25 protein-coding genes are annotated in these 25,494 nt (G+C 28.0%); 5 read left to right on the top strand and 20 right to left on the bottom strand.

The features are described 5' to 3' along the window. Window positions 1-17: 17 nt before the first annotated feature. From QU666_RS06245 to QU666_RS06220, 6 genes are all read right to left on the bottom strand, one after another. Entirely contained in the window at window positions 18-1,346 is a 1,329-nt protein-coding gene (locus QU666_RS06245) for a hypothetical protein (RefSeq protein ID WP_304984779.1), read from the bottom strand. Between the two features lie 33 nt (window positions 1,347-1,379). Beyond that, entirely contained in the window at window positions 1,380-1,796 is a 417-nt protein-coding gene (locus tag QU666_RS06240; RefSeq protein ID WP_021769422.1) for a hypothetical protein, read from the bottom strand. After that, window positions 1,793-1,951 carry a hypothetical protein gene (locus QU666_RS06235; RefSeq protein ID WP_021769423.1) on the bottom strand — a complete coding sequence of 53 codons (159 nt, stop codon included), beginning with the start codon at window positions 1,949-1,951 and terminating at the stop codon, window positions 1,793-1,795. The genes QU666_RS06240 and QU666_RS06235 overlap by 4 nt, the downstream gene beginning before the upstream one ends. An 85-nt stretch (window positions 1,952-2,036) precedes the next feature. After that, complete coding sequence (gene nrdE / locus QU666_RS06230) at window positions 2,037-4,136, bottom strand: class 1b ribonucleoside-diphosphate reductase subunit alpha (RefSeq protein WP_021769424.1); 2,100 nt, start codon at window positions 4,134-4,136, stop codon at window positions 2,037-2,039. Between the two features lie 386 nt (window positions 4,137-4,522). Then, window positions 4,523-4,894: a class Ib ribonucleoside-diphosphate reductase assembly flavoprotein NrdI gene (nrdI, locus tag QU666_RS06225; RefSeq protein WP_036071107.1), complete on the bottom strand. Its 372-nt coding sequence runs from the start codon at window positions 4,892-4,894 to the stop codon at window positions 4,523-4,525. Window positions 4,895-5,237: 343 nt separating this feature from the next. Then, window positions 5,238-5,477: a thioredoxin domain-containing protein gene (locus QU666_RS06220; protein ID WP_021768585.1), complete on the bottom strand. Its 240-nt coding sequence runs from the start codon at window positions 5,475-5,477 to the stop codon at window positions 5,238-5,240. Between the two features lie 671 nt (window positions 5,478-6,148). On the opposite strand from QU666_RS06220, the gene metH reads away from it, so the two are divergent. From metH to QU666_RS06200, 4 genes are all read left to right on the top strand, one after another. Continuing rightward, window positions 6,149-9,658: a methionine synthase gene (gene metH, locus QU666_RS06215; RefSeq protein WP_021770063.1), complete on the top strand. Its 3,510-nt coding sequence runs from the start codon at window positions 6,149-6,151 to the stop codon at window positions 9,656-9,658. 76 nt (window positions 9,659-9,734) lie between these two features. Beyond that, window positions 9,735-10,274, top strand: coding sequence for a hypothetical protein (locus QU666_RS06210; RefSeq protein ID WP_021770064.1), 540 nt, complete (start codon window positions 9,735-9,737; stop codon window positions 10,272-10,274). Then, window positions 10,262-10,639: a hypothetical protein gene (locus QU666_RS06205; protein WP_021770065.1), complete on the top strand. Its 378-nt coding sequence runs from the start codon at window positions 10,262-10,264 to the stop codon at window positions 10,637-10,639. The genes QU666_RS06210 and QU666_RS06205 overlap by 13 nt, the downstream gene beginning before the upstream one ends. A 98-nt stretch (window positions 10,640-10,737) precedes the next feature. Continuing rightward, window positions 10,738-11,337 carry a hypothetical protein gene (locus QU666_RS06200; protein WP_021770066.1) on the top strand — a complete coding sequence of 200 codons (600 nt, stop codon included), beginning with the start codon at window positions 10,738-10,740 and terminating at the stop codon, window positions 11,335-11,337. A 125-nt stretch (window positions 11,338-11,462) separates the two neighbouring features. Here the strand turns inward: QU666_RS06200 and QU666_RS06195 are convergent, their stop codons facing one another. The 5 genes from QU666_RS06195 to QU666_RS06175 form a co-directional block, all read right to left on the bottom strand. Next, window positions 11,463-12,287 carry a hypothetical protein gene (locus QU666_RS06195; protein WP_021770067.1) on the bottom strand — a complete coding sequence of 275 codons (825 nt, stop codon included), beginning with the start codon at window positions 12,285-12,287 and terminating at the stop codon, window positions 11,463-11,465. A gap of 30 nt (window positions 12,288-12,317) precedes the next feature. Then, on the bottom strand, window positions 12,318-12,674 hold the full coding sequence (locus QU666_RS06190; RefSeq protein ID WP_021770068.1) for a hypothetical protein: 357 nt from the start codon (window positions 12,672-12,674) through the stop codon (window positions 12,318-12,320). A 31-nt stretch (window positions 12,675-12,705) separates the two neighbouring features. Next, the gene (locus QU666_RS06185) at window positions 12,706-13,389 is read right to left on the bottom strand and encodes a DUF1003 domain-containing protein (RefSeq protein ID WP_036071808.1); all 684 of its coding nucleotides are present in this window, start codon (window positions 13,387-13,389) and stop codon (window positions 12,706-12,708) included. Window positions 13,390-13,644: 255 nt separating this feature from the next. After that, window positions 13,645-14,112 carry a hypothetical protein gene (locus tag QU666_RS06180; protein WP_021770070.1) on the bottom strand — a complete coding sequence of 156 codons (468 nt, stop codon included), beginning with the start codon at window positions 14,110-14,112 and terminating at the stop codon, window positions 13,645-13,647. A gap of 231 nt (window positions 14,113-14,343) precedes the next feature. Beyond that, a complete protein-coding gene (locus QU666_RS06175) occupies window positions 14,344-14,805 on the bottom strand; it encodes a hypothetical protein (protein WP_021770071.1) in 462 nt (153 codons plus the stop codon). A 500-nt stretch (window positions 14,806-15,305) separates the two neighbouring features. On the opposite strand from QU666_RS06175, the gene thrC reads away from it, so the two are divergent. Continuing rightward, entirely contained in the window at window positions 15,306-16,799 is a 1,494-nt protein-coding gene (thrC, locus tag QU666_RS06170; RefSeq protein ID WP_021770072.1) for a threonine synthase, read from the top strand. A gap of 304 nt (window positions 16,800-17,103) precedes the next feature. On the opposite strand, the gene QU666_RS06165 is transcribed toward thrC, so the two are convergent. The 9 genes from QU666_RS06165 to tilS all read right to left on the bottom strand — a co-directional run bounded on the left by QU666_RS06165 (window position 17,104) and on the right by tilS (window position 25,469). Beyond that, complete coding sequence (locus tag QU666_RS06165; RefSeq protein ID WP_021770073.1) at window positions 17,104-17,523, bottom strand: lysozyme inhibitor LprI family protein; 420 nt, start codon at window positions 17,521-17,523, stop codon at window positions 17,104-17,106. 28 nt (window positions 17,524-17,551) lie between these two features. After that, a complete protein-coding gene (locus QU666_RS06160) occupies window positions 17,552-17,986 on the bottom strand; it encodes a lysozyme inhibitor LprI family protein (protein WP_021770074.1) in 435 nt (144 codons plus the stop codon). Window positions 17,987-18,069: 83 nt separating this feature from the next. Beyond that, window positions 18,070-18,714, bottom strand: coding sequence for a hypothetical protein (locus QU666_RS06155; protein ID WP_021770075.1), 645 nt, complete (start codon window positions 18,712-18,714; stop codon window positions 18,070-18,072). A gap of 64 nt (window positions 18,715-18,778) precedes the next feature. Further along, complete coding sequence (locus tag QU666_RS06150) at window positions 18,779-19,255, bottom strand: hypothetical protein (protein ID WP_021770076.1); 477 nt, start codon at window positions 19,253-19,255, stop codon at window positions 18,779-18,781. Window positions 19,256-19,348: 93 nt separating this feature from the next. Further along, complete coding sequence (locus QU666_RS06145) at window positions 19,349-19,867, bottom strand: lysozyme inhibitor LprI family protein (protein ID WP_021770077.1); 519 nt, start codon at window positions 19,865-19,867, stop codon at window positions 19,349-19,351. Window positions 19,868-19,880: 13 nt separating this feature from the next. Beyond that, on the bottom strand, window positions 19,881-20,867 hold the full coding sequence (locus QU666_RS06140; protein WP_021770078.1) for a M48 family metallopeptidase: 987 nt from the start codon (window positions 20,865-20,867) through the stop codon (window positions 19,881-19,883). A gap of 31 nt (window positions 20,868-20,898) precedes the next feature. Continuing rightward, entirely contained in the window at window positions 20,899-21,246 is a 348-nt protein-coding gene (locus QU666_RS06135; protein ID WP_036071813.1) for a hypothetical protein, read from the bottom strand. Between the two features lie 373 nt (window positions 21,247-21,619). Then, entirely contained in the window at window positions 21,620-23,953 is a 2,334-nt protein-coding gene (ftsH, locus tag QU666_RS06130; RefSeq protein WP_021768877.1) for an ATP-dependent zinc metalloprotease FtsH, read from the bottom strand. After that, window positions 23,943-25,469 (bottom strand): tRNA lysidine(34) synthetase TilS, encoded by a 1,527-nt coding sequence (gene tilS / locus QU666_RS06125; RefSeq protein WP_021768878.1) that lies wholly within the window; start codon window positions 25,467-25,469, stop codon window positions 23,943-23,945. Before tilS ends, ftsH begins: the two co-directional genes overlap by 11 nt. Window positions 25,470-25,494 lie beyond the last annotated feature (25 nt).

Here is a 25,494-nt window from a genome sequence, read left to right as displayed (position 1 = left end):
TTTTCCTAAATTTCTTACTACTTTCTATTTTTAATCCCTTTTTTTATAATTTCTTCAATTTCATTAAATTTAAATTTTCCGTTAGTAAAGAAACATACGCTCTTATTTTCTAAAATAATGTCTTCTTTTTTATTTATTACTTTTATTTTTTTTGTAATAATAGTGTATTCCTCTTCATATTCAGCTTCCAAATAATCAAATTCTATTTTAATTTTTATATTTTTATTATTTAATTTATTTTTTTCTATAAAGTCATTTAATTTATTATTCTCTTTTTCTGATAAATATTCTCTTATATCCTTTTCACTATATTCTTTATTAGACATTTTATTTAATTCCGTCATCATTTTTTTATTCTTAGGTATATTCTCCAAACGTTTTTGTTCTAAATATTCAAGACAAAGTTTCATTCTTTTTAATTTATTTTTTTTAGAATTTGAAAGAACTTTGTCTACTAATTTTACTTTTGAAAAATATAATAACCACCCAATTGTAATTGTCATCATTATACCAAAAAAAGAAATATTTATTAAACTTTGCATTTTACTATTATTTAAAATTTCAACTATATTATTAGAACCTGATTGAAAATTTTCAAACGTTTTATCCCAAAATTTATCTATGATACTTAATATTGAAGCTATTCCTATTCCAATTATACTATATTCTTTTATTTCTTCCATATTTATTGACAAAAATCGTTTCTCTTCCTCATTTTCTATTTTCTTATCTAACATTTTTTTTATTTCTAAATAATTTTCATTTGAATCTATTTTAAATATCTTCTCTATTTCTAATTCAAACACTAAAAGAAGATTCTTATTTAAACATTTACTTTCTTTTTTATATTTACAAAGGTATACCATTATCATAAATATAACTATAACAATTATTCCCCAAAATGCAATATTTACTTCTAAAAAAATAAATATAATTGGCAAATAAAACACTAGATATAACAAAAAATTTAGACATTTAGAATATTCATTATTTAATTTTTTGTTTAATTTATTAGCCAAAATAACATAATATATCAAATAAAATGTTAAAAATAATATTACCCATAACAAAACAATTAAAATTACTATTAAATTACTTATATTTGATTTTATAAATTCAGTAGTTATAATTTTATTAAAAGGGACACATTTGTTTATACATTTATAAAGAAATTTAATTGTTTCAAATGTTTTAAAATATATTTTAAATGTTAAAATAATTGGAATTACCGAAATCCATATTTCCATAAACAAAGCATATTTAAATATTACATCATTTATTTTTTTATCTTCGATTTTAAATTTCTCAAATTTATCTATTGTCAATATTTTCTTGTTATCTACCATAAAGTTACTATCTCCTTTACTATAATATCGTATTTATTTTTCAATATTATTCCATTTATTATAGACCTTTATTGTTGCTTTGTATCGTGAAGTTTGAGTATATTTTTCTTCAAAATTTTCGATATTATTTTTTATTTCATCAGAATAATTTTTTTTAAATCTAACTTTATCAACTTTATTATCTATATATTTTGAACATGCTTCATCATATGAATTAAGATAATTCTCTAAAGAAGACTCTAAAATATTTTCATATACTTCTTTTAACCGCTCTTCTTCATTTTCCTTAAATTTTATTAACATATCTTCATATCTTTCTCTTGAAGATGTTATCATATTTCTTAATTCTATTTCAACCTGCCCTTTAGTAACTTTAATTGCAAACATCGAAATCACAATTGCAATAATTGAAATTATTAATGTCAATATTTCTATCATTATTTCTATCATTTTTTAGTTCCTGTATTATCATTCTTTATTTTTTTTACTAATTTAATGAAATTTCTATTATCGCCTTCTCCGTATCCTTTTTTCGCTTTAATTTCATTAACTGATAATTTTGAATTCCCCTGTTTTATTTTAATATTATTTATTGCTTTTTCCATTATTTTCCTCCTTCTATAAAAATTAATTTAATGTTAAAATATCTTAAAACACAAATAAATCTTCTAAAACCTTCAAATTTTATAACTAAACCGAACATGAAATACACTCCTCAATTGTAGTCTTTCTCGTTCTCGTATAATAAAGCGACTTCAATCCCAGCCTATGTGCATAAATATAAAGTCTAGCCAAATCTCTAGTGCTGTCCGTACTCTTCGTATACAAGATAGTCGAAATTCCTTGATCTACGTGTCTTTGAATTACAGAAATTAGTTTCAAGATATTTTTTTGATCCATATCGTATGCTGACTTATAGAAGAAGTAGTTGTCGTTTGTTAGGTACGGCATTGGATAGAATGTCGTACTGTCTCCGTATTCTCTTACTTCGATTGTGTCAACTACTGGCATTACTGAGGCTGTGGAGTTCATTATGTAGGATGTTGACTGGTTTGGGGCGATTGCCATTCGGTAGGCGTTGTAGACTCCGTGTTTCATTACCTGTTCTTTTAGGTTTGCCCAGTCTTCTTTTGTTGGGATGTAGATTCCTTCAAATAGCTGTTTTATTTTTTCTGTTTGTGGCATATATTCTTTTGTAATGTATTTGTCAAAATAGTTTCCGTTGGCATATTCAGATTTTTCAAAGTCTTTAAAAGTTTCACCTTTTTCTTTTGCAATTTCCATTGAACGTTCCAATGAATAGAAGTTCACCATCATAAAGAATACGTTACAGAAGTCAAGCGCTTCCTTGCTTTCGTACATAATAAAGTTTTTAGCCAAGTATCCATGCAGGTTCATTGCTCCCAGCCCTACTGAGTGCAGCTCGTCGTTTGCTTTTTTTATTGATGGAACAATATCAATGTTTGTCAAGTCTGATACCATTGTAAGTGAATCAATCGCCGCTTTTGTGGCTTCTTTTATTCTCTTATTTTCCATTACAGTTGCAATATTCAATGAACCTAAATTACATGAAATTCCACGTCTTATTGTATCTTCTTCATAGTAAGCATTAATATCTGAAACTTCTGATAATTGCATAATTTCAGTACATAGATTAGAGAACTTAACTGTTCCGATTCCTTTTAATGCGTGTTCCTTATTTGCATTATCTTTAAAGAATAAATAAGGATATCCACTTTCTTTTTGCGTTTGAGAAATTTTTACAAGAAGTTCCCTTGCGTTTATTTTTTTCTTTTTAACATTTGGATTATCAACCAGTTTTTCATACATTTCGTTCATATCCATTTCGTCCAAATATTGCCCATATTCTAGGAATACTGTGTGTGGATTAAACGTATAGCAAACTTCATCTTCCATTGCCAACTGCATAAATTTATCTGGAACGATAACTCCGATTGATAATGATTTTATTCTGATTTTTTCATCTACATTTATCTTTTTACTATCCAAAAATTCATTAATATCAGAATGGAAGACATTCAAATAAACCGCTCCAGCCCCAGCTCTTTGTCCTAACTGATTTGCATACGAAAAAATATCCTCTAAAATCTTCATAATTGGCAAAACTCCAGAAGCTCTGCCTTCAACTCCTTTTATTGACTCTCCTCTTGCCCTTACTTTAGAAAGGTTAATCGAAACTCCTCCACCAATCGAAGAAAGTTTCATTGAAGAATCAAAAACATATCCAATCCCGCTCAAATTATCTCCCATTTCATCAAGAAAACAAGAAACAAGCTCTCCAGAACGTTTTTTTCCAGAATTTAAAAAAGTTGGCGTAGCTGGCTGATACTCCTGATTTATCAACATTAAAGCATACTCTTTTGCCTTTTCAACATTTCCCTGTGCCAAATAAAGCGAAACTGTCGCAATCCTATCTTCATATCTTTCCAAAAATTTCTCTCCAGTATCATCCATCAAAGCATAACTTTGATAAAATTTCGATGCACTCATAAACGAAGCAAATCTAAACTTCTTATCATAAACCAGCTTAAACACTTCCTTTATCTCATCATGGCTATACATTTCATAAAAATCAATATAATAATCATTTTTTATCAAATATCCCATTTTTTCCTCAAGATTGTGAAAAAATACAGTATTTTTATTCACATAATCTACAAAATACGAATAAACAGCCTCTTTATCTTTCTCAAGCTGAAAATCCTCACCTTGTTTTACCATTATCTCATTATTTAAATATATCCATTTTTTTGCTCTTTTATCTACCATAATCTTCTCCTATTTTTTTTATTTTATAATTTAACTAAACTCAATGCTTATATAAAATTAATAATTTTTCTTTCAATTTTAAAACAAATTATTGTTAATAAATATTTTTTCTATAATTTTTATGTTTTTTCTTCTTTATATAATGTAAAGGGGATCAATCGCCATCCACTTTACAATCCCCGCTTGTCTAAGAATTTTTTTAAAATAAAATTGAAACTCGCTTTTTAATAACAATTAATTTCATCTCTTTAGATAACTATAATTTAAAGACTTTGAAAAAGCTAAGACAGTAAATTTTATTCCAAAAAAATCACGACAACTTTAGTTTAAATAGAGCGATTAATTTACTATCCCTAAAGTAAACAATAATCAAAATTTTATAAAAGTTAATTATTTTCCAAATAATCTATATAATTCTCCACTTCCGTACTTGTTCCTGACAGCTCAAATTTCATCAATACTGGAATTCCGTATTTTTCCTGAATTTTATCGGCTGCTAGTGCGAAAAATTGTCCCCAGTTTCTGTTTCCGCTGGAACTTACTGATTTTAATAGTTTGCTGTTGTTTTTATTTTGTAGAAATTCGTCTGTTGTTGCTGGAATTTCTCCAATTTTTGTTGTAAATGTTAGAAAATGTCCTTCATTTTTGATTGCCATAGTTGGATTTATCTTTATAAAATGCCAGTCTGGACGTTGGGATTGCATTTTTTTTGTGAAACGGTGGACGTTTCCTGTTTTTGAATCGTAATATATATACATCGATTTCACCTTGCTTTTTAATATTTATTATGCCTTTTTATTACTAAAATTTTGTTTTACAAATACTTTTTAAAATCAAAAATCCTTAATTATGCTAATTTTCTTAACTTTTATAACTTTAAATTTCAAGTAATTTTAAATATATAGTAAAACTTCTTTAAAACTGAATTCAAAAGCAATATCTATTTTACTCAAATACTTGATTTATATAATTTTTAGTAGTTTAATTTTTAAGTATATTTCCAAATTTTAGGCATAAAATATACTCAAAACTAGATATTTTAATAAAAATCGTTTTGAGTAGTATTAATTTATTATTTTAAATTGTATTTTAAATTGTTCATTACATCATTGAGATGATTTCATTGATTTCTTCTGGCTTAAATCCAATTGTTCTTTTTATTTCTTCGTTTTCTTCAAACAAAATTACTGTTGGAACACTTCTTATTTTATATTTTACAGCAATTTCTGGATTATCAAATGGATTTATTCTTTCATATTCTATACCTTTTTTATCTAATAAATCCGACACCATTGCACACGGATTGCAATCATTTTTCTCAAATTTCACTATTTTTTTCATTTTTTCTATCTCCTTCTATATTATATAAAAAACACAATATATTGTGTTTTGCTTGAATTTTTTAACATATATGTAGTGTATCTTATTTTTAAAATTTTTTCAATAAGATTATATTTAATTTTTGATTAAAGAGTTTCTAAGTTGCTAGATAAAGGGATTTATTAATTATATATTTTATATATTAAAATCCATTTATTTATTATATTTTAAAAGGATTCCGAAAAAATAATAGTTTGTAAAACAATTTTATTTTTTTTATTTTAAGGATAATACAAAATTTTTAAAAATTTATATTTGAATATTTAAATTTTATTAAAAAAATCCGAAAACATCAGCACTAATTTATAGATTTTTTATTCTTTTATATTTAAAAATTGCAACAAATATACAACTTACTCTACAAGAAAAGTAAATGAAGAAATGAGATTTGAAATATAAATACAATTACTAAAATAAAAAAGACAGGAAGGTATTATTCTGAACAAGAAAATTCCTGTCTTTCATTACATTTCTCAATAACTGTATATATTCACAATATTATCGACGTTAAATTTAACTTGATAATATGTACTTTTAAACATATTTTTGAATTAATTTCATATTTTTATATACACATAAAGGTTTTTATGATAAAATAATAGGATAAATTTACTAAAATAGGAGTTGAATAAATGACAAAAAATAAATATAAAAATTCTTACAATTTATTACAAAATGATTTGAAAAATAAAATATTACTGCTGGATGGAGCGATGGGGACTATGATTCAGCAGGAAAAACTGACTGCAAGTGATTTTGGCGGAGAAAAATATGAAGGGTGCAATGATTATCTTGTATTGCAAAGACCTGACGTTATTAAAAATATTCATAAAAGATATTTAGAAGCTGGGAGTGATATTATTGAAACTAACAGTTTTGGAGCTTTGGATATTGTATTAAAGGATTACGATTTGGAAGATAAAGTCTTTGAGATGAATAAAGCTGCAGCAGAGCTTGTAAATGAAGCTATTGCTGAATATAGAAGCGAGCATCCTGAAGTTACGAGAAATCTTTATGTTGCAGGAGCATTAGGACCTTCCAACAAATCTATCAGTGTTACTGGGGGAGTAACTTTTGAAGAGCTTATCCATAGCTATTATACAGCTGTTTCTGGGCTTATGGCTGGTGGAGTTGATTTAATTCTGTTTGAAACTATTCAAGATACAAGAAATTTGAAAGCGGCTTATTTGGGACTTAAAAAGGCTATGGAAGAAAATTATACCGTTCCATTAATGCTGTCGTTTACAATTGAAAGTACAGGAACTACACTTGCAGGACAAACTGCAGATGCCTTTTATTACGCTGTAAATCACATGAATCCATTTTCTGTAGGACTGAACTGTGCAACAGGGCCTGAATTTATGACACAATTTTTAAAGACATTAAATAATATTTCAAATACATATATTTCAGTTTATCCAAATGCTGGACTTCCTAACGAAGATGGAGAATATGAAGAAACTCCAGACACATTGTCAGCAAAAATTGAGCCGTTTTTCCAAAATAATTATTTAAATATTGTTGGAGGGTGCTGTGGAACTACACCTGAGCATATTCAGAAAATTAAGGAAAAAAGTGTAAACTATTCTCCAAGAGTTATTGACGAAAACAAAGATTTTAATGATGTATCAGGACTAATTGCTTTAGAAACTCCAAAAAATCGTCCAATTTACGTGGGGGAACGTACAAACGTAATCGGTTCACGTATTTTTAAAAACTTAATTGCCAGCGAGAAATTTGATGAGGCGACAGAAGTTGCCAGACTTCAGATTAAGGGGCGTGCAGATGTAATTGATATTTGCCTTGCAAATCCTGATAGAGATGAAATTGCCGATATGAAAGCATTTTTAGATAAAGTAGCAAAATTTGCAAAAGTTCCTCTTATGATTGACTCAACTGATATAAATGTTATCAAGGAAGGTCTTACTTACTTGCAAGGAAAAGGAATTATAAATTCGATTAACCTTGAAGATGGGGAAAAGAAATTTGCTGATATGGCAAAAGTTATTAAAGATTTTGGGGCTTCTGTCGTTGTGGGACTGATTGATGAGGAAGGAATGGCTGTTTCAGTTGAGAAAAAATTGAAAGTTGCTAGAAGAAGTTACGAACTTCTTACGAAAAAATACGGAATTGATGAAAGAGATATAATCTTTGACACATTAGTTTTCCCAGTTGCTACAGGAGATCAGAAGTATATTGGCTCTGCCACAGCAACAATTGAGGCAATTAGGCAAATTAAAGTTGAAATGCCAAATGTAAAGACAATTTTAGGAGTAAGTAATGTTTCATTCGGACTGCCAATCGCAGGAAGAGAAGTTTTGAATACTTATTATATGCAAAAAGCCTACGAAGCTGGACTTGACTATGCGATTGTAAATACTGAAAAAGTTATACCAATGAGCGAGATTTCAGACGAAGAAAAAGAATTATCAGAAAACATTTTATTTCACACAGATGATGAAAATGTATCAAAATTTGCAAACTTCTATCGTGAGAAAAAAGCCGTTCAAAAAGTTGTCGATACAAGCAACTTAACTACCGAAGAAAAAGTCTCAAATCTTGTTGTAGAAGGAAGTAAAAAAGATTTAACAATACATCTTGATGAACTTCTAAAAAAATATTCTCCAATTGATATAATAAATGGTCCTCTAATGGATGGAATGGACGAAGTTGGAAGACTGTTTAACAACAATGACTTAATTGTTGCCGAAGTTCTGCAAAGTGCAGAAGTTATGAAAGCCTCTGTTTCCTATCTGGAACAATTTATGGAAAAAGATGAATCGTCTGTAAAAGGGAAAGTAATTATGGCAACAGTAAAAGGGGATGTTCACGACATTGGAAAAAATCTGGTTGGGATAATCATTGGAAATAACGGTTATGAAGTAATTGACTTGGGAATAAATACGCCTGCTGAAAAAATCCGTGAAGCAATAATTGATCATAAAGCTGACTTTTTAGGACTTTCTGGACTTCTTGTAAAATCTGCCACAGAAATGGTGAATACTATGGGCGTTCTGCATGAAGCTGGCATTGATATTCCAATATTTGTAGGAGGTGCGGCACTTACGGAAAAATTTACTGTAAATAAAATTGAGCCTGCCTACAAAAATAACATTGTAATTTACTCAAGAGATGCAATGACTGCCCTTGCTGACTTAAACAAAATGATTGATGAGAAAAAATTTCAAGAGTTTAAGGAATATTTGCAAAAACGAAGAGATCTTGTAACGATTAAAGATGCAAAAAAACTTGAACAGCTGAAAGTTAAGCCAACGGTAAGTGATATTAAGGATGCTGATGGAACATTTGATTTTTCAAAAGTTGAACTTCCAAAATATGACTTTGAAAAAATTTATAAGCCACAAACATTAAATAAACAAATTATAACAAACATAAAAGCAAAAGATGTATTCCCATTCATAAATTTGCAAATGCTAATTGGAAAACATCTTGGAATGAAATGGATTGTAAATAATCTAATTGAAAAGCAAGACCCTAGAACAATAAAATTATACAATGAGATTTTGGATATTATCGAAAATGGCGATGAATACTTTGATATAAAAGCTATCTACAAGTTTTTCCCTGTACGTCGAAAAGCTGGAGAAAGAAAGGAAGATTTCAAAATCGAAGTTTTATCAGATGACTTGTCAACTGTTTTGGAAACATTTGATTTCCCAAGACAAAAATATGGACAGTATTTATCATTAAATGATTATATAAGCCCAGATGTAATCGATTACATCGGATTCTTTGTTGCAACTGCAGGAGAAAAGTCAAGACTGGTTTCAAATGAACTTAAAGAAAAAGGTGAATTTTACAGAGGGCATATTGTAAACTCTGTAGGACTTGAACTTGCTGAAGCAACATCAGAATATATTCACAAGATGATGCGTCAGGATGTAGGAATTATTGACAAGGACATCTCCTTAAACGAAATTTTAAACGCTCAGTATCAAGGAAATCGTTACTCTTTCGGCTACCCAGCCTGTCCAGATTTAAGTGACCAGAGAAAATTGTTTAATCTTTTAAAACCAGAAAGATACGGAATCTCTCTAACAGAAGAGTTTATGATGTACCCAGAAGCTACAGTAAGTGCGATTGTATTCTCACAGCCGTTCTGTAAATATTTTAATATGTAGTTTTTTGAATTTTTTATAAGTGAAGTGTATTATTTTAACTTATATAATGCACTTTTCTTATGAAAGGAGAAATAAAATGTATCAAATAATAAAAATGATTTTATTAAATTCAATTTTTATGGATTATATTGATATTCAAAAATTGGATAAAAACGGATTTACAATACATATTATTGAAATAATGCTTGTTTTGTCACTAATTAACGGAATTGTAAATTTATATGACGAGAAAAAATTTTTTATAATTGAATTTCTTATGATTATTTTATTTCATCTAGCGGGAAACAAGATTATTCTAGAAAATTTTTCATTTTTTTGGCAATTAATAAAACTAATCGGCGTTTATATCCTTCATCTTCTTATTACAACTGATGTTGGAATGGATGACAATAATACCAATCCTTTTTCCAAAACTGAATGGATAATAGTTTCAATTACTGTTTTAATATTTTTACTGTTAATGTTAATTTTTGATATTGAAATTAATAGTTTAAGTATTCTATCACTTTATTGCATTACATTATTTGAATTAAAAGGAATTTTTATAAACATTACAGAATATATAGAAAATCAGAAGAAAATTGAAAAGGAAAATAGAGATAAATGGCAAAAATAATAATTCGTGATAAATTAAAATTTAGGATATTCCCAAAAATACTTTGGATTGATAATGAAAAGATAAAATTAAAAGCAAATTCTGAAACTATTTTTGAAACTGATGAAAAGTATGTAATCCTTTCAGAAAACAGGGCTAAAAATAGAAGATTAGGAATAGATCTTGAAGATAAAAAGGAAATTTTAATAGAAATAAAATACGACTTTTTTAGGTTAATAACTATATTTTTAATAATTCCAATATTTGCAGTTATTGTAAAATTATTTTTACTTTCAGATGTCGAAGCCAGTCACTTAGGTACTTTTGCCGGGGTTCTTATTGTTGTTCTGTGGAAAAGAGAAAAATTGGAAGTGGTTGAAAATTAAAATCATTGACTTTTAAAATTTTATATTGTATAATTATTATGCAAAAAACAGAAAATAAGTTACCTTTAATTTAAACAAAATATAAGAGGAGGATTGAAATGAAAAATTCAAAAAAACTAGCTATACTTTTATTTATAACGGCATTATTATTTTCTTGCGGAAGTGACAACAGCGACAATGAAAACACTACAACAACGGCTGCTAATACTACAACTACAAAACAAGAAAATAACTCTAAAAATGCCGAAACTAAAAGTCAAACTGAAAATACTATACAAGGTATCAGATACGGAAATGATACTGTTGGTTATGTAACAAAACCTGAGAATTGGCTTGAATTTACAGATCCAAACTCATCTCCAACTGCGGTTCAGTTAAGTATTGATTCTGCAAATATTGTAACTTTAGACATACTCTCCAAAGATGCGAAAGCAAATTCGGAAAAAGCTGCCTATGTACTTATGCAAAAATATCTTAATGAAGGAATTCCTAAAGAAAATATTACTTTAGATCCTGTTGATATAAATGGATATCAAGGGACAAGTTTAACAATAAAGTATAATGATGGCACTATAATGATTGTAAATTGTATTGATCACGAAGGTAAAGTCTATTTTATCTCTATGGAAGGACTTCAAAATAGACAAACATTGATGGAAATGGCAAACGTTATTGAAACTTGGAAACCAACTAAATAAAACATAACTTTACAAAAAAATTGGAAGAAAATCTAAAATGTAGACAGCTTCCAATTTTTTTATTATTTCACATTATTTGGCTTTTAATGTAAACTTTTATTTTTTATTTTCTAAATTTAAAATCCTTATTTTTTCTGAACTTCATCCACCTTTTTCATAAGACTATCCCACAATTTACCGCCTTCTTCCATCGCTTGCTGTCCTATTTCACTGTTCTTAACGTTATTTATACCTTTTTCAATTTCTTTTAATACACCTAGCATTTTTTCAACATCAATTTGTTTTGCAGAATATAGCTCTTTTCCTTTTTCAAGAAGTTTTGGACATTCCTTATCAAAAGTGGCATCTCCAGTTGGATTACATTTGGCCTTTTTAAATAGATCGTTAGATTTTTTTACTTTTTCCAATGCTTTTTCACCATTTTTAATTCCAGAATCAGTATCTTGTTTTTCAAAGCTTTTTTTCAATGATTCAAATAAACTTTCTGTATTTTTTTGGCTATCAGCAAACATTTTATCAATCCTTGCCTGCTCTTTTCTTACGTTTTCCTGTACTTGTGTATCACCAGAATCCGTAACTATATTATTTTGAATAATTGGTGTTCCTTGATTTTGCTGATTTTGAGGATTTTGATTCTGATCTGTTGTAATTTTTGCCATTGTTCTTTCTGACTGTTGTTGAGCCGTCATATTGTCAGAATTTTCATTTTCGTACAAATAAAAGTTGTAAAATCCACCACCAAGCAAAGCTACAAAAGATAAGTAAAACAGTCCTTCAACTACTTTATCATTTGTCGTTTTAGTATCTTTTATTTTCCCAATCGCCTCATGTTTTCCAAGGCCCTGTTCAATATATTCCTTCATCAAATTTCTATTTTCAATTCCTTTTTTTACAAATGGTATCCCTGTCGCAATAACGACAACCAATGCAAATATTACAAATAACAACATTACATTCACCTTCTTTTTTATTTTCAGTTTTTAATTAAAAAAGATACAAATCCATATACAGCAAGGATTTTTACTTGTATAACTTACTCTATGTTTCTCACCTCTATTGATTAATATTGTATCCCCTTTTGCCAATTGTAGTTGCTTATTATTAGTATTCCTTTGGTTTTTTATTATATTTCCATTTTTTTCAAAATTTTTATCTTCAAAATATTCAATTTCAGCCTCACCTTGAACTAAAATCACAAATTCATTTTGTTCAGATTCCTGCCAATCTGTTGTCTGCCCAGTCGAAATAATTTTTTCAATTTTTACATTTTTACCCTCAGCTAAAATCCTAACGACTTCCTCTTTTTCTGACAAATCTTTTAAATCAAAAATATTCATTTTTACCTTTTCTTTCCATATTTAGTCTTCCTTATTTTCTTTTAGCATCGTGTTCTGAAATATCAATAAACTTATATTCTCTCTTTTCCTTTGCTACTGGTACTTTCTTCTTAGTTTCAAGCTCTGAAACTCGTTTTGCAATTTCATTTTGCTTTTCAATCAAATCATCTAGCTTATAATGCAAATCTTCTATTATAATTTCATTTTTCAAATTTACTTTATAATCATTTTCAGACTTTTTTTCATCAATTTTTTTCTTTTTATTTTGATTAAAAACTATAAGTGAACAGAAAATAAGCATAAAACAAGACAATACAACATTCAATATTACATATGAATATGGATTAAATTGCTTAATAACAAGAAATACAATATTTATCCCAACCCATATTGCTACAAACATTATCATAAAAACAATAAATCCCCTACTTCCAACAAAATTTGAAAATTTATACGATAACTTTTTTTTATCAATTTCTTCTTCTTTTATAACTTTTGAAACCTTTTGTTCTAAAAGCATATGAATAATTTCTTCTCTTTTTACTTCATCATCCATATCTCTTAACATTTTCTTCAATATTTCCTCTTTTTGTTTATTTGAGTTTTCTGCTTTTACATCTTTTTTATTTAATTCATTATTTTCACTTTTTAAATTTTCTGAATTTATATTTTCCATCCTTAATCTACCATTTTTTTCTTCAACCCTGCTTTTCAATTTAAAATTTTCCTCCTTACATATTTTCATCAGTATGATACCATTTTCAGAAAAAAAATACAAGTAATTAAATTCTTTTTATTATTCTGATACTGCTTTAAACTACATTTTTTTATCATGTTTATTTAATTTCCCAAATTTTAAAATCATTTTAATCAAAACAATGCAAAATAATAAAAACAGCTATTCCCAAATGGAAATAGCCAATTTATAAATTTATTCTTACAAAACTCCTTTTTATTTATAATTATTTTTTTATCCTCTCAAATTACTTTCTGCGTCATTTAAAAGTGTATTTGCATCTTTTACTATCTGGTTTTCATTAAGATTAGCATCTGTAAGATAAGCAATAGAAATATAGCAGTTTCTTGTTTTAGATTTTTTCCCCACTATATGATAAATATATTTTCTTTCATTCGAATCATAGTATTTGCTAACATAATATCTATTATTTTCAAAGTTACCTTGTAATTTTACTCCTAATTTATCTATAATTTCTCTCTCAAGAAGTTTAGAAACAGTTTTTCCGCTAATACCGTCATAAAAATATGTTACTATTACATCTTTATTTTTTCCAAGTTTTCCATAATAAACAAGTGCTGCATCTTCATCAAGAACGATATTATAATTTTTTCTTTCTATTTCCCTCGTATTCACAAAGCTAGGTGCTGAAAACGCTACGATTCCAAATGCCAAACATAGTCCTAATATTAATTTTTTCATAATAATTCCTCCTATTTTTTATTATTTTGTTTTTTATCTTAAATTACTTTCTGCTTCACTCAAAAGCTCGTTTGCTTTACGCTCTAAATTATTAGTATAATTTTCATTTGTAGAATACACTATTACAACATAACAATTTTTTACTTTAGGATTTTTTCCTACTACAAGACTGTCGATGCTAGAAATAATCCTAATAATATTTTTTTCATAAAAATCTCCTCTTATTCTCTATTATTTTCTTAAATACTGTTCAACATTTGTTATTACTATATCAGTAATTCTAGATAATTTCTTTTCTGAGACTTCTCCATTTACTGTCAGCAGTGCTGTAACATAACATCCTTTCACTTTTTCTCTTTTGGCTACAATATTATACATATATTTTCCTGTTGAACTTTCATAAAATTTTTGAATATAGGCTCTACTATTTTCCATTTCACCTAATAATCTCAAATTACTTGGTGCAACTTTTTTAAATATATCCTTTACAGCCTTTGGACTTCCTTCATCGGAAAAGTAAAGTGTTACTGCTACTTTCATTTCCCTTGTTTCTTGTATAAATGCAAATGTACTGTCTATATCCTGATATATCGTGTAACCATCTTTACGTATCCTGTTCACATCTACAAAATTTGGTGCTGAAAATGTTGCCATTGATATCATCAAAAATAATCCCAATCCTATTTTTTTCATAATAGTTCCTCCTAAAATTTATTTTATATTTTAATCAACTCAATCTTTTTACAGTAAATATTATACCATATAAATTAAAAAAGTCAATAGTATAAATTTAAAATTTTAAATCAAATTATTTACCGTTTTATTTTGTTTTAAAAATTAACTTAATAATTAAAACAAGGAGAATAAATAATCTCCTTGCCTATTTTTTATTTTATTTATAAACTCTTTATAACTCTTATTAAATTTTCTAACTATTGTGAACTTTTTCTTCCGTCGATTGAAATGCTTTATTTTTCATTTCCTCTTTTCCAAGTGGATATTCTTTTACTGACTTAAATTTTTCAGGAATATTTCTTCTATTTATTATTTGTAAGAAAACTCTTATGTCTCACTTATATTATACAAAATAGCCATTAAAGAAAAATGAGAAAAATACTTTATTACAATTGATTGGGGTATTTTTTTATGTTATAATGTTTTATAAATAAATTAATCAAAGAAGAGGTGTAATTATGAATTATAAAAGTACAAGAGGCGGAGAAGCACAAAACTCAACTTTTGCCACATTACATGGACTTGCAAATGGTGGCGGGCTTTATATCCCTGAAAAATTGCCAGAAATTAAATTGACTTATGATGAACTAAAGAACTTGTCTTATCAGGAACTTTCCGAAAAAATTATAAAACTATTTTTTACAGAATTTTCAGACGAAGAAATTAAAAATGCTGTGAATAATGCTTATAACAATACTACTTTTACTGATAAAAACATTGTCCCTGTACATAAATTAAATGAAAAAGTAAGTTTTGGAGAACTGTTTCATGGAAGAACATTGGCATTTAAAGATTTGGCTCTTTCATTATTCCCGTATTTGCTGCTTTTAAGTAAAGAAAAACAAAAAGAGAATAAAAGAATATTGATTCTCGCTGCAACTTCTGGAGATACTGGAAAGGCCGCACTTGAAGGATTTAAAGATGTTGACGGAATTAACATTGTCGTATTTTATCCTAAAAATGGAGTTAGCCCGATGCAGGAAGAACAAATGCGAAAACAGCTTGGAAACAATGTAGAAATAGTTGCGATTAACGGAAACTTTGACGATGCCCAAAGTGCCATAAAAGTCATTTTTTCCAGCGAAGAATTTAAAAAATATGCAAATGACCATAATGTAATGTTTTCTAGTGCAAATTCAATTAACATCGGAAGATTATTCCCGCAAATCATATATTACGTATCAACTTACGTAAATTTGGTAAAGGCTGGAACAATTAAGGCTGATGAGGAATTTAATGTGGTAGTTCCAACTGGGAACTTTGGAAATATTTTGGCTGGATTTATTGCCAAAAAACTTGGTATACCAATCAAAAAATTTATTTCAGCTTCAAACAAGAACAAAGTTCTAGCTGACTTCTTCCAAACTGGAATATACAACAAAAATAGAGATTTTTACGCAACAAACTCACCATCAATGGATATTCTTCTTTCATCAAACTTTGAAAGATACCTGTATTACGCATTAAATGAAAACTCTGAAAGAGTAAACGAATTGATTACAAACTTACTTTCAGGAGGAGAGTTGTCTGTAAATGAAGAAGAATTGAAAAATATTCAAAATGAATTTTACGGAGAATTTTCAAACGATGATGAAACTGTAAATGCAATTAAGAGTGTGTATGAAAATTATCATTATTTAATGGATCCGCACACAGCAGTAGCTTATTCTGTTTATGAAAAATTAGATAACAACAACTTAGATAAAAACATTCACACAGTAATAATGTCAACAGCACATCCATTTAAATTCCCGACTCCAATTGCAAAAGCATTGGGACTTGATGAAACAAAAGAGCCTTACGCAATTTTAGATGAAGTATCCAAAATTACTGGTGTAAAATTCCCAGAAAAATTAACAGAAGTGAGAAATTCAGAAATAAGATTTTCAAATGTAATTGATAAGGCTGATATTCAGGACTTTGTAAAAAAATATATAAATGATTTAAAATAGAAATATTTTAGAATTTACTTAAAACATAGCACCTTTCTTTTATTAATGTTAATTTAACAATCCTATTAAAACGAAAGGTGTTTTTTGTTATACGATTGTATTTTATAGTAAAACTGCCTTAATACTAAACTCAAAAGCTATAACTATTTTACTCAACCCTAGATTTTTAAATTTTTAGGAGCTCTATTTTAAACGAGTTCAAGTATGTATGTATCTATCAGTTAATTTTATATTTTCTACACTTTCATAACTCAGTCAATAAAAATAGTTATGAAACTAATTTATTTCATAACTATAATTATTTTTACTTATTTAATTTATCATATTTTTTAGCCAGTTCCAAAACTCTTGCCTTTGTCATCTCATATTCAGTTCCAGCCGCTCCAAACAAAGCCATTCTAGGTCCGTCCTCTTCATCAGCTAATGCCTTTTTTATAGCCGCTTTTCTACTTTTTATCCATTTTTCCTGTTCAGCTTTAAATTTTGACTTTTCTTTTGCTGGTAACTTTTTCAAAATCAAATCATAAACTTTGTTTAATTCCTTTTCCCATTCGCCTGTCAATTTATAGCTAGCATTTAGCATGCCATCTGTACTTCCAGACTCCAAATCTGGCTGAACTTTTTCTTCTACAACTTTCATTCTTTCTGTCATTTCATCTTCATATTTCCCTGCAAACACAATCGCTCCTGCAAGAAGCATTCCTAATAATAATATTTTTTTCATAGTAATCTCCCCAAATTAAAATATCTTTTTATTTTTTTACATTCATTTTATCGTATCTTTTTGCCAGCTCCAAAGCTCTTTCCTTTGTTATGCTCAGTCTTTCGCTAGCAGCTAGCTCTCCAGCCATTCTAGCTCCTTCTTCCTTTGTATATTTATTATACGCCTTCTGAACTTTAACTTCCCTGTCTTTTACCCATTTGCTTTGTTCAGCTTTCAATTTTGTCTTTTCTTTTGCTGGCAATTTTTTCAAAATCAAATTATATACATCGTTTAATTCTTTTTCCCATTCAGTATCCAAATCCAGTGAAGCATTAACCATATCGGCTCTTACTCCACTATCCCATCCAGCTTGTGCTTTTTCTTCTGAAACTTTCATTCTTTCTGTCAATTCATTTTCATAATTTCCTGCAAATGTAACAGCTCCTATAACTAATAATCCTGCTATTAATAATAATTTTTTCATTTTTTATCAACTCCTATTTTTGTTTTTTATATTAAATCACAAACCCCTTTTTAGTAAACTTAATTTTAAATAAAATTCAAATATTAATTATATCCTGTTGGACAATAATCCTTTAATATAAATGGAAGAATTATATTCCCATCCTTATCAATTTCAACCATTGTTTGAAGTTTTGTATCAAAAGTAAATCTTCTGTCATCTCCAGTATCTTTAGTTCCATATTCAACGGTAAATCCATTTTTTGCTACAGTTATAAGTTCTTCCCATCCGCCGTCATCCTCACCATGTAAATACCATTTTCCATTTTTCTGAACAATTTCAAACAATTGATCACACCAATATCCCTCCACTTTATTCATATTAAAGTTTGTATCCACTGTTGCTTTTGTTTTTTCAGGCAGTTCAATAAAAAGTATCTGATCTGTGTCATTTTTAGCAAGCGTTACTAAAGTTTTCATTTTCGTATCATAAGCATAAGTTTCTTTTTCATGTTTTTTATAATTTGCTGAAAATTTTCCGTTTTTTTCCATTACTATAGGAACTGTTTCCGTTTCATCAAATCCATCATGTATTTTTGTTATATACCATTTTTCATTTTTTTTAAATATTTCAATACCTTGATATTTTCCTGCCACCTTCTCCAAATTATGTTTTCCATCTGTCGTAACCTTTACTGCAAATGCTGGTATTGCAGCTAACGCCATAATTAAAAATAATATTTTTTTCATAATTTTTACCTGCTCTTTCCATTTAAATTTATCATTTATAATTTTTTCATTTTTTAATTACAATTTATTTGTATAATTTATAATAATCACGGTATAATTTATACATTTCAGGATTATCCTCAGGGAATCTTCTCAAAGTTTCAGGATCATCAACTTTATCGTAGTTTTCATCACGTACAATACTGATTATTCTTTTCGTTTTTCTATTCAAAATTACTGGTTCTTTTAATTTTGTATCGTATCCAACACAGATATATTCATCACAAATCACATTTTTTTCCTTAACCGCATCTGAAATTCGTGGCGGCTCATTTCCATCTCCAGTATCAGAAGCATAATCCCAGAACTGATACTTTCCATTCTTCAATTTTTTTATTTCTATCGAAGTATCATCAGCCGTTATCTCTCTTTTCAGTAATATTTCCTCATGCAGTTTTCCATCACTTGTGAAAGGCAAATCATAACCTTTGTAACTAAATTCTTCTTCTGAAAACCCAACAACTCCAATTAACAGCAATAATGCCATAATAATTTTTTTCATTTTTGTTTCCTCGCTTTCTATTTTCTATTCTTTTTTATCTCAATATTAATATACCATAATTCTATTAAAGAAAAATGAGAATTTTTAACTTTATTACTTTTTATTTAATAGGTCATATCTTTTTGCAAGTTCTAAAGCTCTTTTCTCCATTTCACTTACCCAAGCATTTCCTCCCATAACTCCTGATATTGTTCCGCCTTCTGCTTCTTTGGCAGCTTCATCAGCATTCTTTTCTACTTCTTTCTTCCAATCTTCCTGCTCTTTTTTCAATTTTGCCTTTTCACTATCAGATAATTTTGTTTCAAGCAATCCATAAACTTTTTTCATTTCTGCTTCCAAAAGTTCTTCCTGTTTTGAAACCGCATTATTCATATCTGCTGTTACACCGCTATCCAGTCCTGGCTGAACCTCTTTTTGGATATCCTCTATTCTTTTTTTTAGGCTTGTTTCGTAATTTTCATTGCTATTATGATTTTGCATATTATTTTCAAAAATATTAGAGACTTTCTGTTTATTATCAACCTTTGATTCAGACACATCATCTTGTCCAGATTTTGAACATCCTATAATTCCAGCAATCAATACTGCTACTATTAGCATTGTTTTTTTCATATAAATCTTCTCCTTAATATCCTAATGTCCTAAACTTTTTCAAATTTTCCTCATAAAATTTTCTATCTTTATTTTTATGCTTACTGTTTAATTTTTTCAACGATATCACATATTCGTCTATCCATCCTTTGTACTCATAAGCCATATCTCCCATATATTTAATATTATCTTTAAATTTTTGATAATTATTGAAAAAGTAATCAAAAGTTTCTTCGTCATTACCTTGTTCAATATAAGCATCAAGAATATATAATTGAAAATTTCGTCCTTCATAGTCATTTGTCAGTTCAGTTTCTTCAGGCTTTTGTCCCAAATCTTTTGCTATCCTATGAATCAAATCTGTAGTTGTAAATTCATAATTATAGTATTTCGGTTCCCCTTTCAAATACAACTCTATTGCCTTTTTCCCAGCTTCGATTGCTTTCTTGTAATTTTTTTTGTATTTGAAGTAATGATACAGTCCATCATAGCTTACAGGATTTTCAGGATAAAGTTTTATCAACTGCTCTGCTGTTATTTTCAAATTTTCATAATCTTCATAATCTCTGTATCTTCTTATGAGATTTTCATATCCTTTTTGGAATTTTGGATTTATTTCTATTGATTTTTTATAATAACTTATCGCTGTAGAACGGTCATCCTGTGCATAAGCAATTTTTCCCAAAGCTGCTATTGCCAAATAATTGTTACCATCTTCTTCAAGAGCTTTCATGAAGATCTCTTTTTTCTGTTTCAACGGTATATCTGCATTTAAGGCCATTTTATTAGCTGATAAAAATGCTTCTATTGATTTTTTGTTCACCCCCGCCTTTTGCAATTCATTTCTTATTTCATTTTCAGAATAATAATCAAATTTCCCATTATCTTTAACAGACAATGTAAGATTAACTTCAACTGCTCTTTGATTTTTTTCATTAACTTTGCTTTTTCCAGTTTGATAAGCTGCATACGATAATGCCCCAATTATTACTGTTAATACTGCTACTTTCTTCTTGTTCATTTTCCCACTCCTTCTTAAATACACCTCTATTTTACCATTCAGGATAAATAACTCTCATGTCTTCAGGATCTAGAAATACTGCTTTTTTTAATTTTACATCATATCCAATACAAGTATTTTCTCCACATATAGTATTTTTTTTCAAAGTTGCCTTGCTTACATATTCTTTAGCCCCAGGCTCTTCAGGAGAATAGACAATTTCATATCTCCCCTTTCCTATTTTTCTTATTTCTAATTCTGTATCTTCAGAAACTATACTTCTGTTCAACAATTTTTCTTCATGCAATTTTCCATCTGTATTGAATTTTAAATTAAGTCCTCCTGCTCCATAACTTATTGCTCCTACTAGTAATAATGCAATTAATAACATTTTTTTCATAAATCTTCCTCCTTGTTTACTTTTCAATATTGTATCATACAATTTCTTAAAAAATAATATTAATTATATTTTTTTATTTTAAGTTGATATATTTCAAAAATTTTATCACACCAATATTTTTTACGGTAAATTCTTTTCTTTTCTTTTTACATGATAAGTATACAATATATTTTTTCATTTGTCAATAGCTTTTTTTATAATTTTTTGTATTTTTTACAGTAAATTAAAAACCGTTTTAAATAAAAATAGAGAAATAATAAAAATTATATATTATCTCTCTATTTTATTAATATTAAATTTAGATGTATCTTTTACCTGATTCATTTTAAGTAACATAATTTGATTTTAAATATCTTTAGAATAGAATTAAACTTTATTCCATAAAGCTAGGTAATTTAAAATTACTTTTTCTTTTTTTACCTTTTTCAGATTCATCTTTCGAATCCTTATCATGTTCATCTGAATTATCATTATTTTTAGAAGAGTCATCGGAATTATTATCATTCTCATCCTGATTATCATTTTCAGATTCATCTTTTGTTTCTTCTATTTCCGTAGATTTTTCTAATATTCCACCTGTTTCTCCAGTGATTTCCCTTACAGCTTCAGCTAACTTTTCAGTTTTACTTTTTTCTTCTAGTTGTTTATCTTCTTCTGCAATTTGCTCTTCTATTTTTTCTTCTAACATTATTTCTTTTTTTACTTCTTCTACTGATTCCGTTCTTTCAACTTGCTCTGTTTCAAAAATTTTCTCAGTTTGATTTTCTGATTCTGAATTATCATTTTCTTTTAAAATATGTTCAGCTGTTTCACCTTTAATAATTCTTCTAACTTCATCTCCAGTAATAGTTTCCTTTTTCAGTAACAAGGCTACAACTTCTTCTAATTTACTCCAGTTATCTTGTAATGTATTCAATGTGTTAAAATACTCTTCTGTTAAGATTTTTCTTATTTCCAAATCAATTTCTCTGACAGTTTCATCACTTTTATTTGGTGCAAATGAATATTCATCATCTGAATTTTCAAAGTTAATTGGTCCTAGTTTTTTACTCATTCCAACACTTTCAACATAGACTCTTGCTACTTTTGTAGCACGTTTTATATCAGAATACGCTCCTGTACTTACATCATCCAAACCAATTTCTTCAGCTGCACGTCCACCAAATAACACTTTTATTTCAGCCAACATTTGTCTACTTGTAGTTACCAATTTTTCTTCGGGAAGTGGCATCATAAATCCACCTGCATCGCCTCTAGGAATTATTGTAACTTTATGAACAGGATCAGCTCCTGGTGTCAATTCAGTCATAATTGCATGTCCAGCTTCGTGATATGCCAACAGTTTTTTCTCTTCTGGTTTGATAATTTTACCTTTTTGCCCTAGTCCCATTCCAATTTTATCTACAGCCTCATCCAAATCAGTCATTTTTATTGTATCACTTGCTCTTCTTGCTGCTAAAATTGCAGCTTCATTTAATAAGTTTGCCAAATCAGCTCCAACAAATCCTGGTGTTATCTTAGCAATATCTTCCAATCTTACATCATTTGCAAGTTTTTTATTTCTTGAATGCACTTTTAATATAGCAATACGTCCTTGCAAATCAGGGGCATCAACCGTTACACGTCTGTCAAAACGTCCCGCACGTAACAATGCTGGATCAAGTACATCTTCTCTATTTGTTGCTGCAAGTACAATAACTTTTGTATCAGTTTCAAATCCATCCATTTCAACAAGCAATTGGTTTAAAGTTTGTTCTCTTTCATCGTTACTTCCACTATTTTTCCCAACACTTCTTCGTCTACCAATAGCATCAATTTCATCTATAAAGATTATTGATGGACTAGATTCTTTTGCTTTTTCAAATAAATCTCTTACACGTGATGCTCCAACTCCAACAAACATTTCTACAAATTCTGAACCTGAAATACTAAAAAAGGATGCTCCAGATTCTCCAGCTACAGCTTTTGCAAGTAAAGTTTTACCAGTTCCTGGTCTTCCTAATAAAAGTACTCCTTTTGGCACTCTTGCTCCAGCCTTTGTATATTTTTCAGGATTTTTCAAGAAATCTACAACTTCTCGCAGTTCTTCCTTCGCTCCATCAACACCTGCCACATCATCAAATTTTACATCTGGCTTTTTATCAATTTTATTAACTCTTGATTTTCCAAAACCAAAAATATTTCCAGGTCCTCCACCTTGCGAACCACCAACCATTTTTCTAGCCAAGTAAATCATAAGTGCAATCATTATAACCATTGGTAAAAACTGAATTAGAAGTGTCAAAAATAATCCTCCACCTGATGGTTGCAATGCATTTAATTTTACTTTTTTTTGTTCAACTGCATTGATTATCTTAGGTTCGTTTCCAACACGTTCTGTTATTTTTTTAGTATAATAAAGAACATCTTTACCATTTTCTTTTACTTGTGCAATTAATTTGTCATCCTTCTCGCTAATTTCAGGGAAATCTCCCTTTTGTGTTCTACTTACAAATTCCGTATACGGAATATCTCTTTTTTCCAAAAAATATGTTTGTATATCACGCTGAAATATTAATGTAAACACAAATAATAAAAAAACAAAAACGAAAAATAAAAAACCCGAAAAAGGAGACTTATTATTATTTTGTCTATTATTTTGTCTGTTGTTATCTTTTCGTAATTCTTCTAGTCGCTTTCTTATGTCATTTTTATCTCTATCTGCCATTTTTCCTCCCGATTATTAATAATTTACTGGTGTTTTCCAGTTTTTCAATTTCATTATTATAAATTTTTTCCAAAAATTTTGAAAATTTAATATCTGAAACAGTCAAAATTTCTTTTATTTTAATATCTTTTGCCCCAATTGGAAAATCAAAAATTGACTTTTCAATTTCTATCTTTTTATTTTCAAAATTTCCTAAATAAACTTGATTTTCAGAAGTTTCTATTTCAATAATTGGTATCAAATCTCTTTCCCATTTTGAAATTTTTTCATCAATCAATATTTTTTTAACTTTTTTATGCCCCAAATTTTTTACAAATATCTTATCCCCATCCCTTCGGTTTCTAACAATAATCCTTTCGTATTTTTCTATATTATCAGCAAATTTAAAAAATGTATAATTCACATCTCTTTCATTTACAAAATGAGCTTTATAATCCCTAATGTTTTCATACAACACTATCTTATAATTATACCACTCAATCCTTTGATTTTTCTTTAAAATTTCCAGTTTCTCAAATGAATTATTTATATTTTGTATTTTGGACTTTTCATTTCTGTTTTCAATTATCTTCAATTTCCCATATTGATTTTGTAAAAATTTATCTTTCCCCAAATAAATTTCTTTTGATCCTTCATTTTTCAAAATTCCATTTTTATAAAAAAAACTATCAAAAATTTGATTAATTTTATCTCTTGAAATTTCCACATTATTTTGTTTCAAAAACTGAGCTAATCTTTCTTTTTCTTTTAAGTTGCTCTTGAATTTTTTGTTAGTTTTAAGTACTTCAGAAATTTCAAGTTTTTCATTTTTACTTTCATTAATTTCTTCTATTAATGTATAAACTTTTTGTTTAAAATTTGGATTTACTTTTTCAAAATTAGGAAAAATTTTATTTCGGATAAAGTTTCTTGTAAAATCATTTTCATTATTTGTATAATCAATTATATATCTTTGATTGTTTTGTTTCAAAAAGTTTAAAATTTCACTTTTCTCAAACTCTAATATCGGTCTTATTATATTTTCTCGAATTTTAGGAATTCCCTTGAGCCCATTTAAAGAAGTTCCTCGTAAAAGCCTAAAAATAAATGTTTCTACATTGTCATCCAAATTATGTCCAGTTGCAATCTTATTATAATTTATTTTTTGTCTCACATTTTCAATTGCCTCATATCTCAGTTCTCGTGCTGCAAGTTCTAACGACTTCCTATTTTCTTTTGCATACTTTTTTACATCTACACTTTCAATATAATAATCAACATCATTTTCAATTGCAAATTCCTTTACAAATTTTAAGTCATTTTCAACATCATAACGTAAATTGTGATTAATATAAACTATAGAAATTTCAAGTGAAAATTTCTTTTTTAGAATGTTCAAGAAATGATAGAGAAAAACTGAATCTGGTCCTCCCGAAAATGCAATAAGAATTCTTTCTTTTTCCAAAATCAGCTTATTCTCAAGTATTTCTTTCATTTTTTTTAATATTTTTTTTTCAATTTTTTTTACTTTTTCCATTAAATTTATTCCCAAATTTTTATTT

Origin of the sequence: Leptotrichia sp. HMT-225 (assembly GCF_030644325.1) — a bacterium.
In the GTDB taxonomy this organism is placed as follows: domain Bacteria; phylum Fusobacteriota; class Fusobacteriia; order Fusobacteriales; family Leptotrichiaceae; genus Leptotrichia; species Leptotrichia massiliensis.
This window is presented reverse-complemented; position numbering and strand designations above follow the sequence as displayed.

Coding starts and splice junctions, on each gene's coding strand:
- QU666_RS06245 (WP_304984779.1), bottom strand. CDS start 1,346: ATGGTAGATAACAAGAAAATATTGACAATAGATAAATTTGAGAAATTT.
- QU666_RS06240 (WP_021769422.1), bottom strand. CDS start 1,796: ATGATAGAAATAATGATAGAAATATTGACATTAATAATTTCAATTATT.
- QU666_RS06235 (WP_021769423.1), bottom strand. CDS start 1,951: ATGGAAAAAGCAATAAATAATATTAAAATAAAACAGGGGAATTCAAAA.
- nrdE (WP_021769424.1), bottom strand. CDS start 4,136: ATGGTAGATAAAAGAGCAAAAAAATGGATATATTTAAATAATGAGATA.
- nrdI (WP_036071107.1), bottom strand. CDS start 4,894: ATGTATATATATTACGATTCAAAAACAGGAAACGTCCACCGTTTCACA.
- QU666_RS06220 (WP_021768585.1), bottom strand. CDS start 5,477: ATGAAAAAAATAGTGAAATTTGAGAAAAATGATTGCAATCCGTGTGCA.
- metH (WP_021770063.1), top strand. CDS start 6,149: ATGACAAAAAATAAATATAAAAATTCTTACAATTTATTACAAAATGAT.
- QU666_RS06210 (WP_021770064.1), top strand. CDS start 9,735: ATGTATCAAATAATAAAAATGATTTTATTAAATTCAATTTTTATGGAT.
- QU666_RS06205 (WP_021770065.1), top strand. CDS start 10,262: ATGGCAAAAATAATAATTCGTGATAAATTAAAATTTAGGATATTCCCA.
- QU666_RS06200 (WP_021770066.1), top strand. CDS start 10,738: ATGAAAAATTCAAAAAAACTAGCTATACTTTTATTTATAACGGCATTA.
- QU666_RS06195 (WP_021770067.1), bottom strand. CDS start 12,287: ATGTTGTTATTTGTAATATTTGCATTGGTTGTCGTTATTGCGACAGGG.
- QU666_RS06190 (WP_021770068.1), bottom strand. CDS start 12,674: ATGAATATTTTTGATTTAAAAGATTTGTCAGAAAAAGAGGAAGTCGTT.
- QU666_RS06180 (WP_021770070.1), bottom strand. CDS start 14,112: ATGAAAAAATTAATATTAGGACTATGTTTGGCATTTGGAATCGTAGCG.
- QU666_RS06175 (WP_021770071.1), bottom strand. CDS start 14,805: ATGAAAAAAATAGGATTGGGATTATTTTTGATGATATCAATGGCAACA.
- thrC (WP_021770072.1), top strand. CDS start 15,306: ATGAATTATAAAAGTACAAGAGGCGGAGAAGCACAAAACTCAACTTTT.
- QU666_RS06165 (WP_021770073.1), bottom strand. CDS start 17,523: ATGAAAAAAATATTATTATTAGGAATGCTTCTTGCAGGAGCGATTGTG.
- QU666_RS06160 (WP_021770074.1), bottom strand. CDS start 17,986: ATGAAAAAATTATTATTAATAGCAGGATTATTAGTTATAGGAGCTGTT.
- QU666_RS06155 (WP_021770075.1), bottom strand. CDS start 18,714: ATGAAAAAAATATTATTTTTAATTATGGCGTTAGCTGCAATACCAGCA.
- QU666_RS06150 (WP_021770076.1), bottom strand. CDS start 19,255: ATGAAAAAAATTATTATGGCATTATTGCTGTTAATTGGAGTTGTTGGG.
- QU666_RS06145 (WP_021770077.1), bottom strand. CDS start 19,867: ATGAAAAAAACAATGCTAATAGTAGCAGTATTGATTGCTGGAATTATA.
- QU666_RS06140 (WP_021770078.1), bottom strand. CDS start 20,867: ATGAACAAGAAGAAAGTAGCAGTATTAACAGTAATAATTGGGGCATTA.
- QU666_RS06135 (WP_036071813.1), bottom strand. CDS start 21,246: ATGAAAAAAATGTTATTAATTGCATTATTACTAGTAGGAGCAATAAGT.
- ftsH (WP_021768877.1), bottom strand. CDS start 23,953: ATGGCAGATAGAGATAAAAATGACATAAGAAAGCGACTAGAAGAATTA.
- tilS (WP_021768878.1), bottom strand. CDS start 25,469: ATGGAAAAAGTAAAAAAAATTGAAAAAAAAATATTAAAAAAAATGAAA.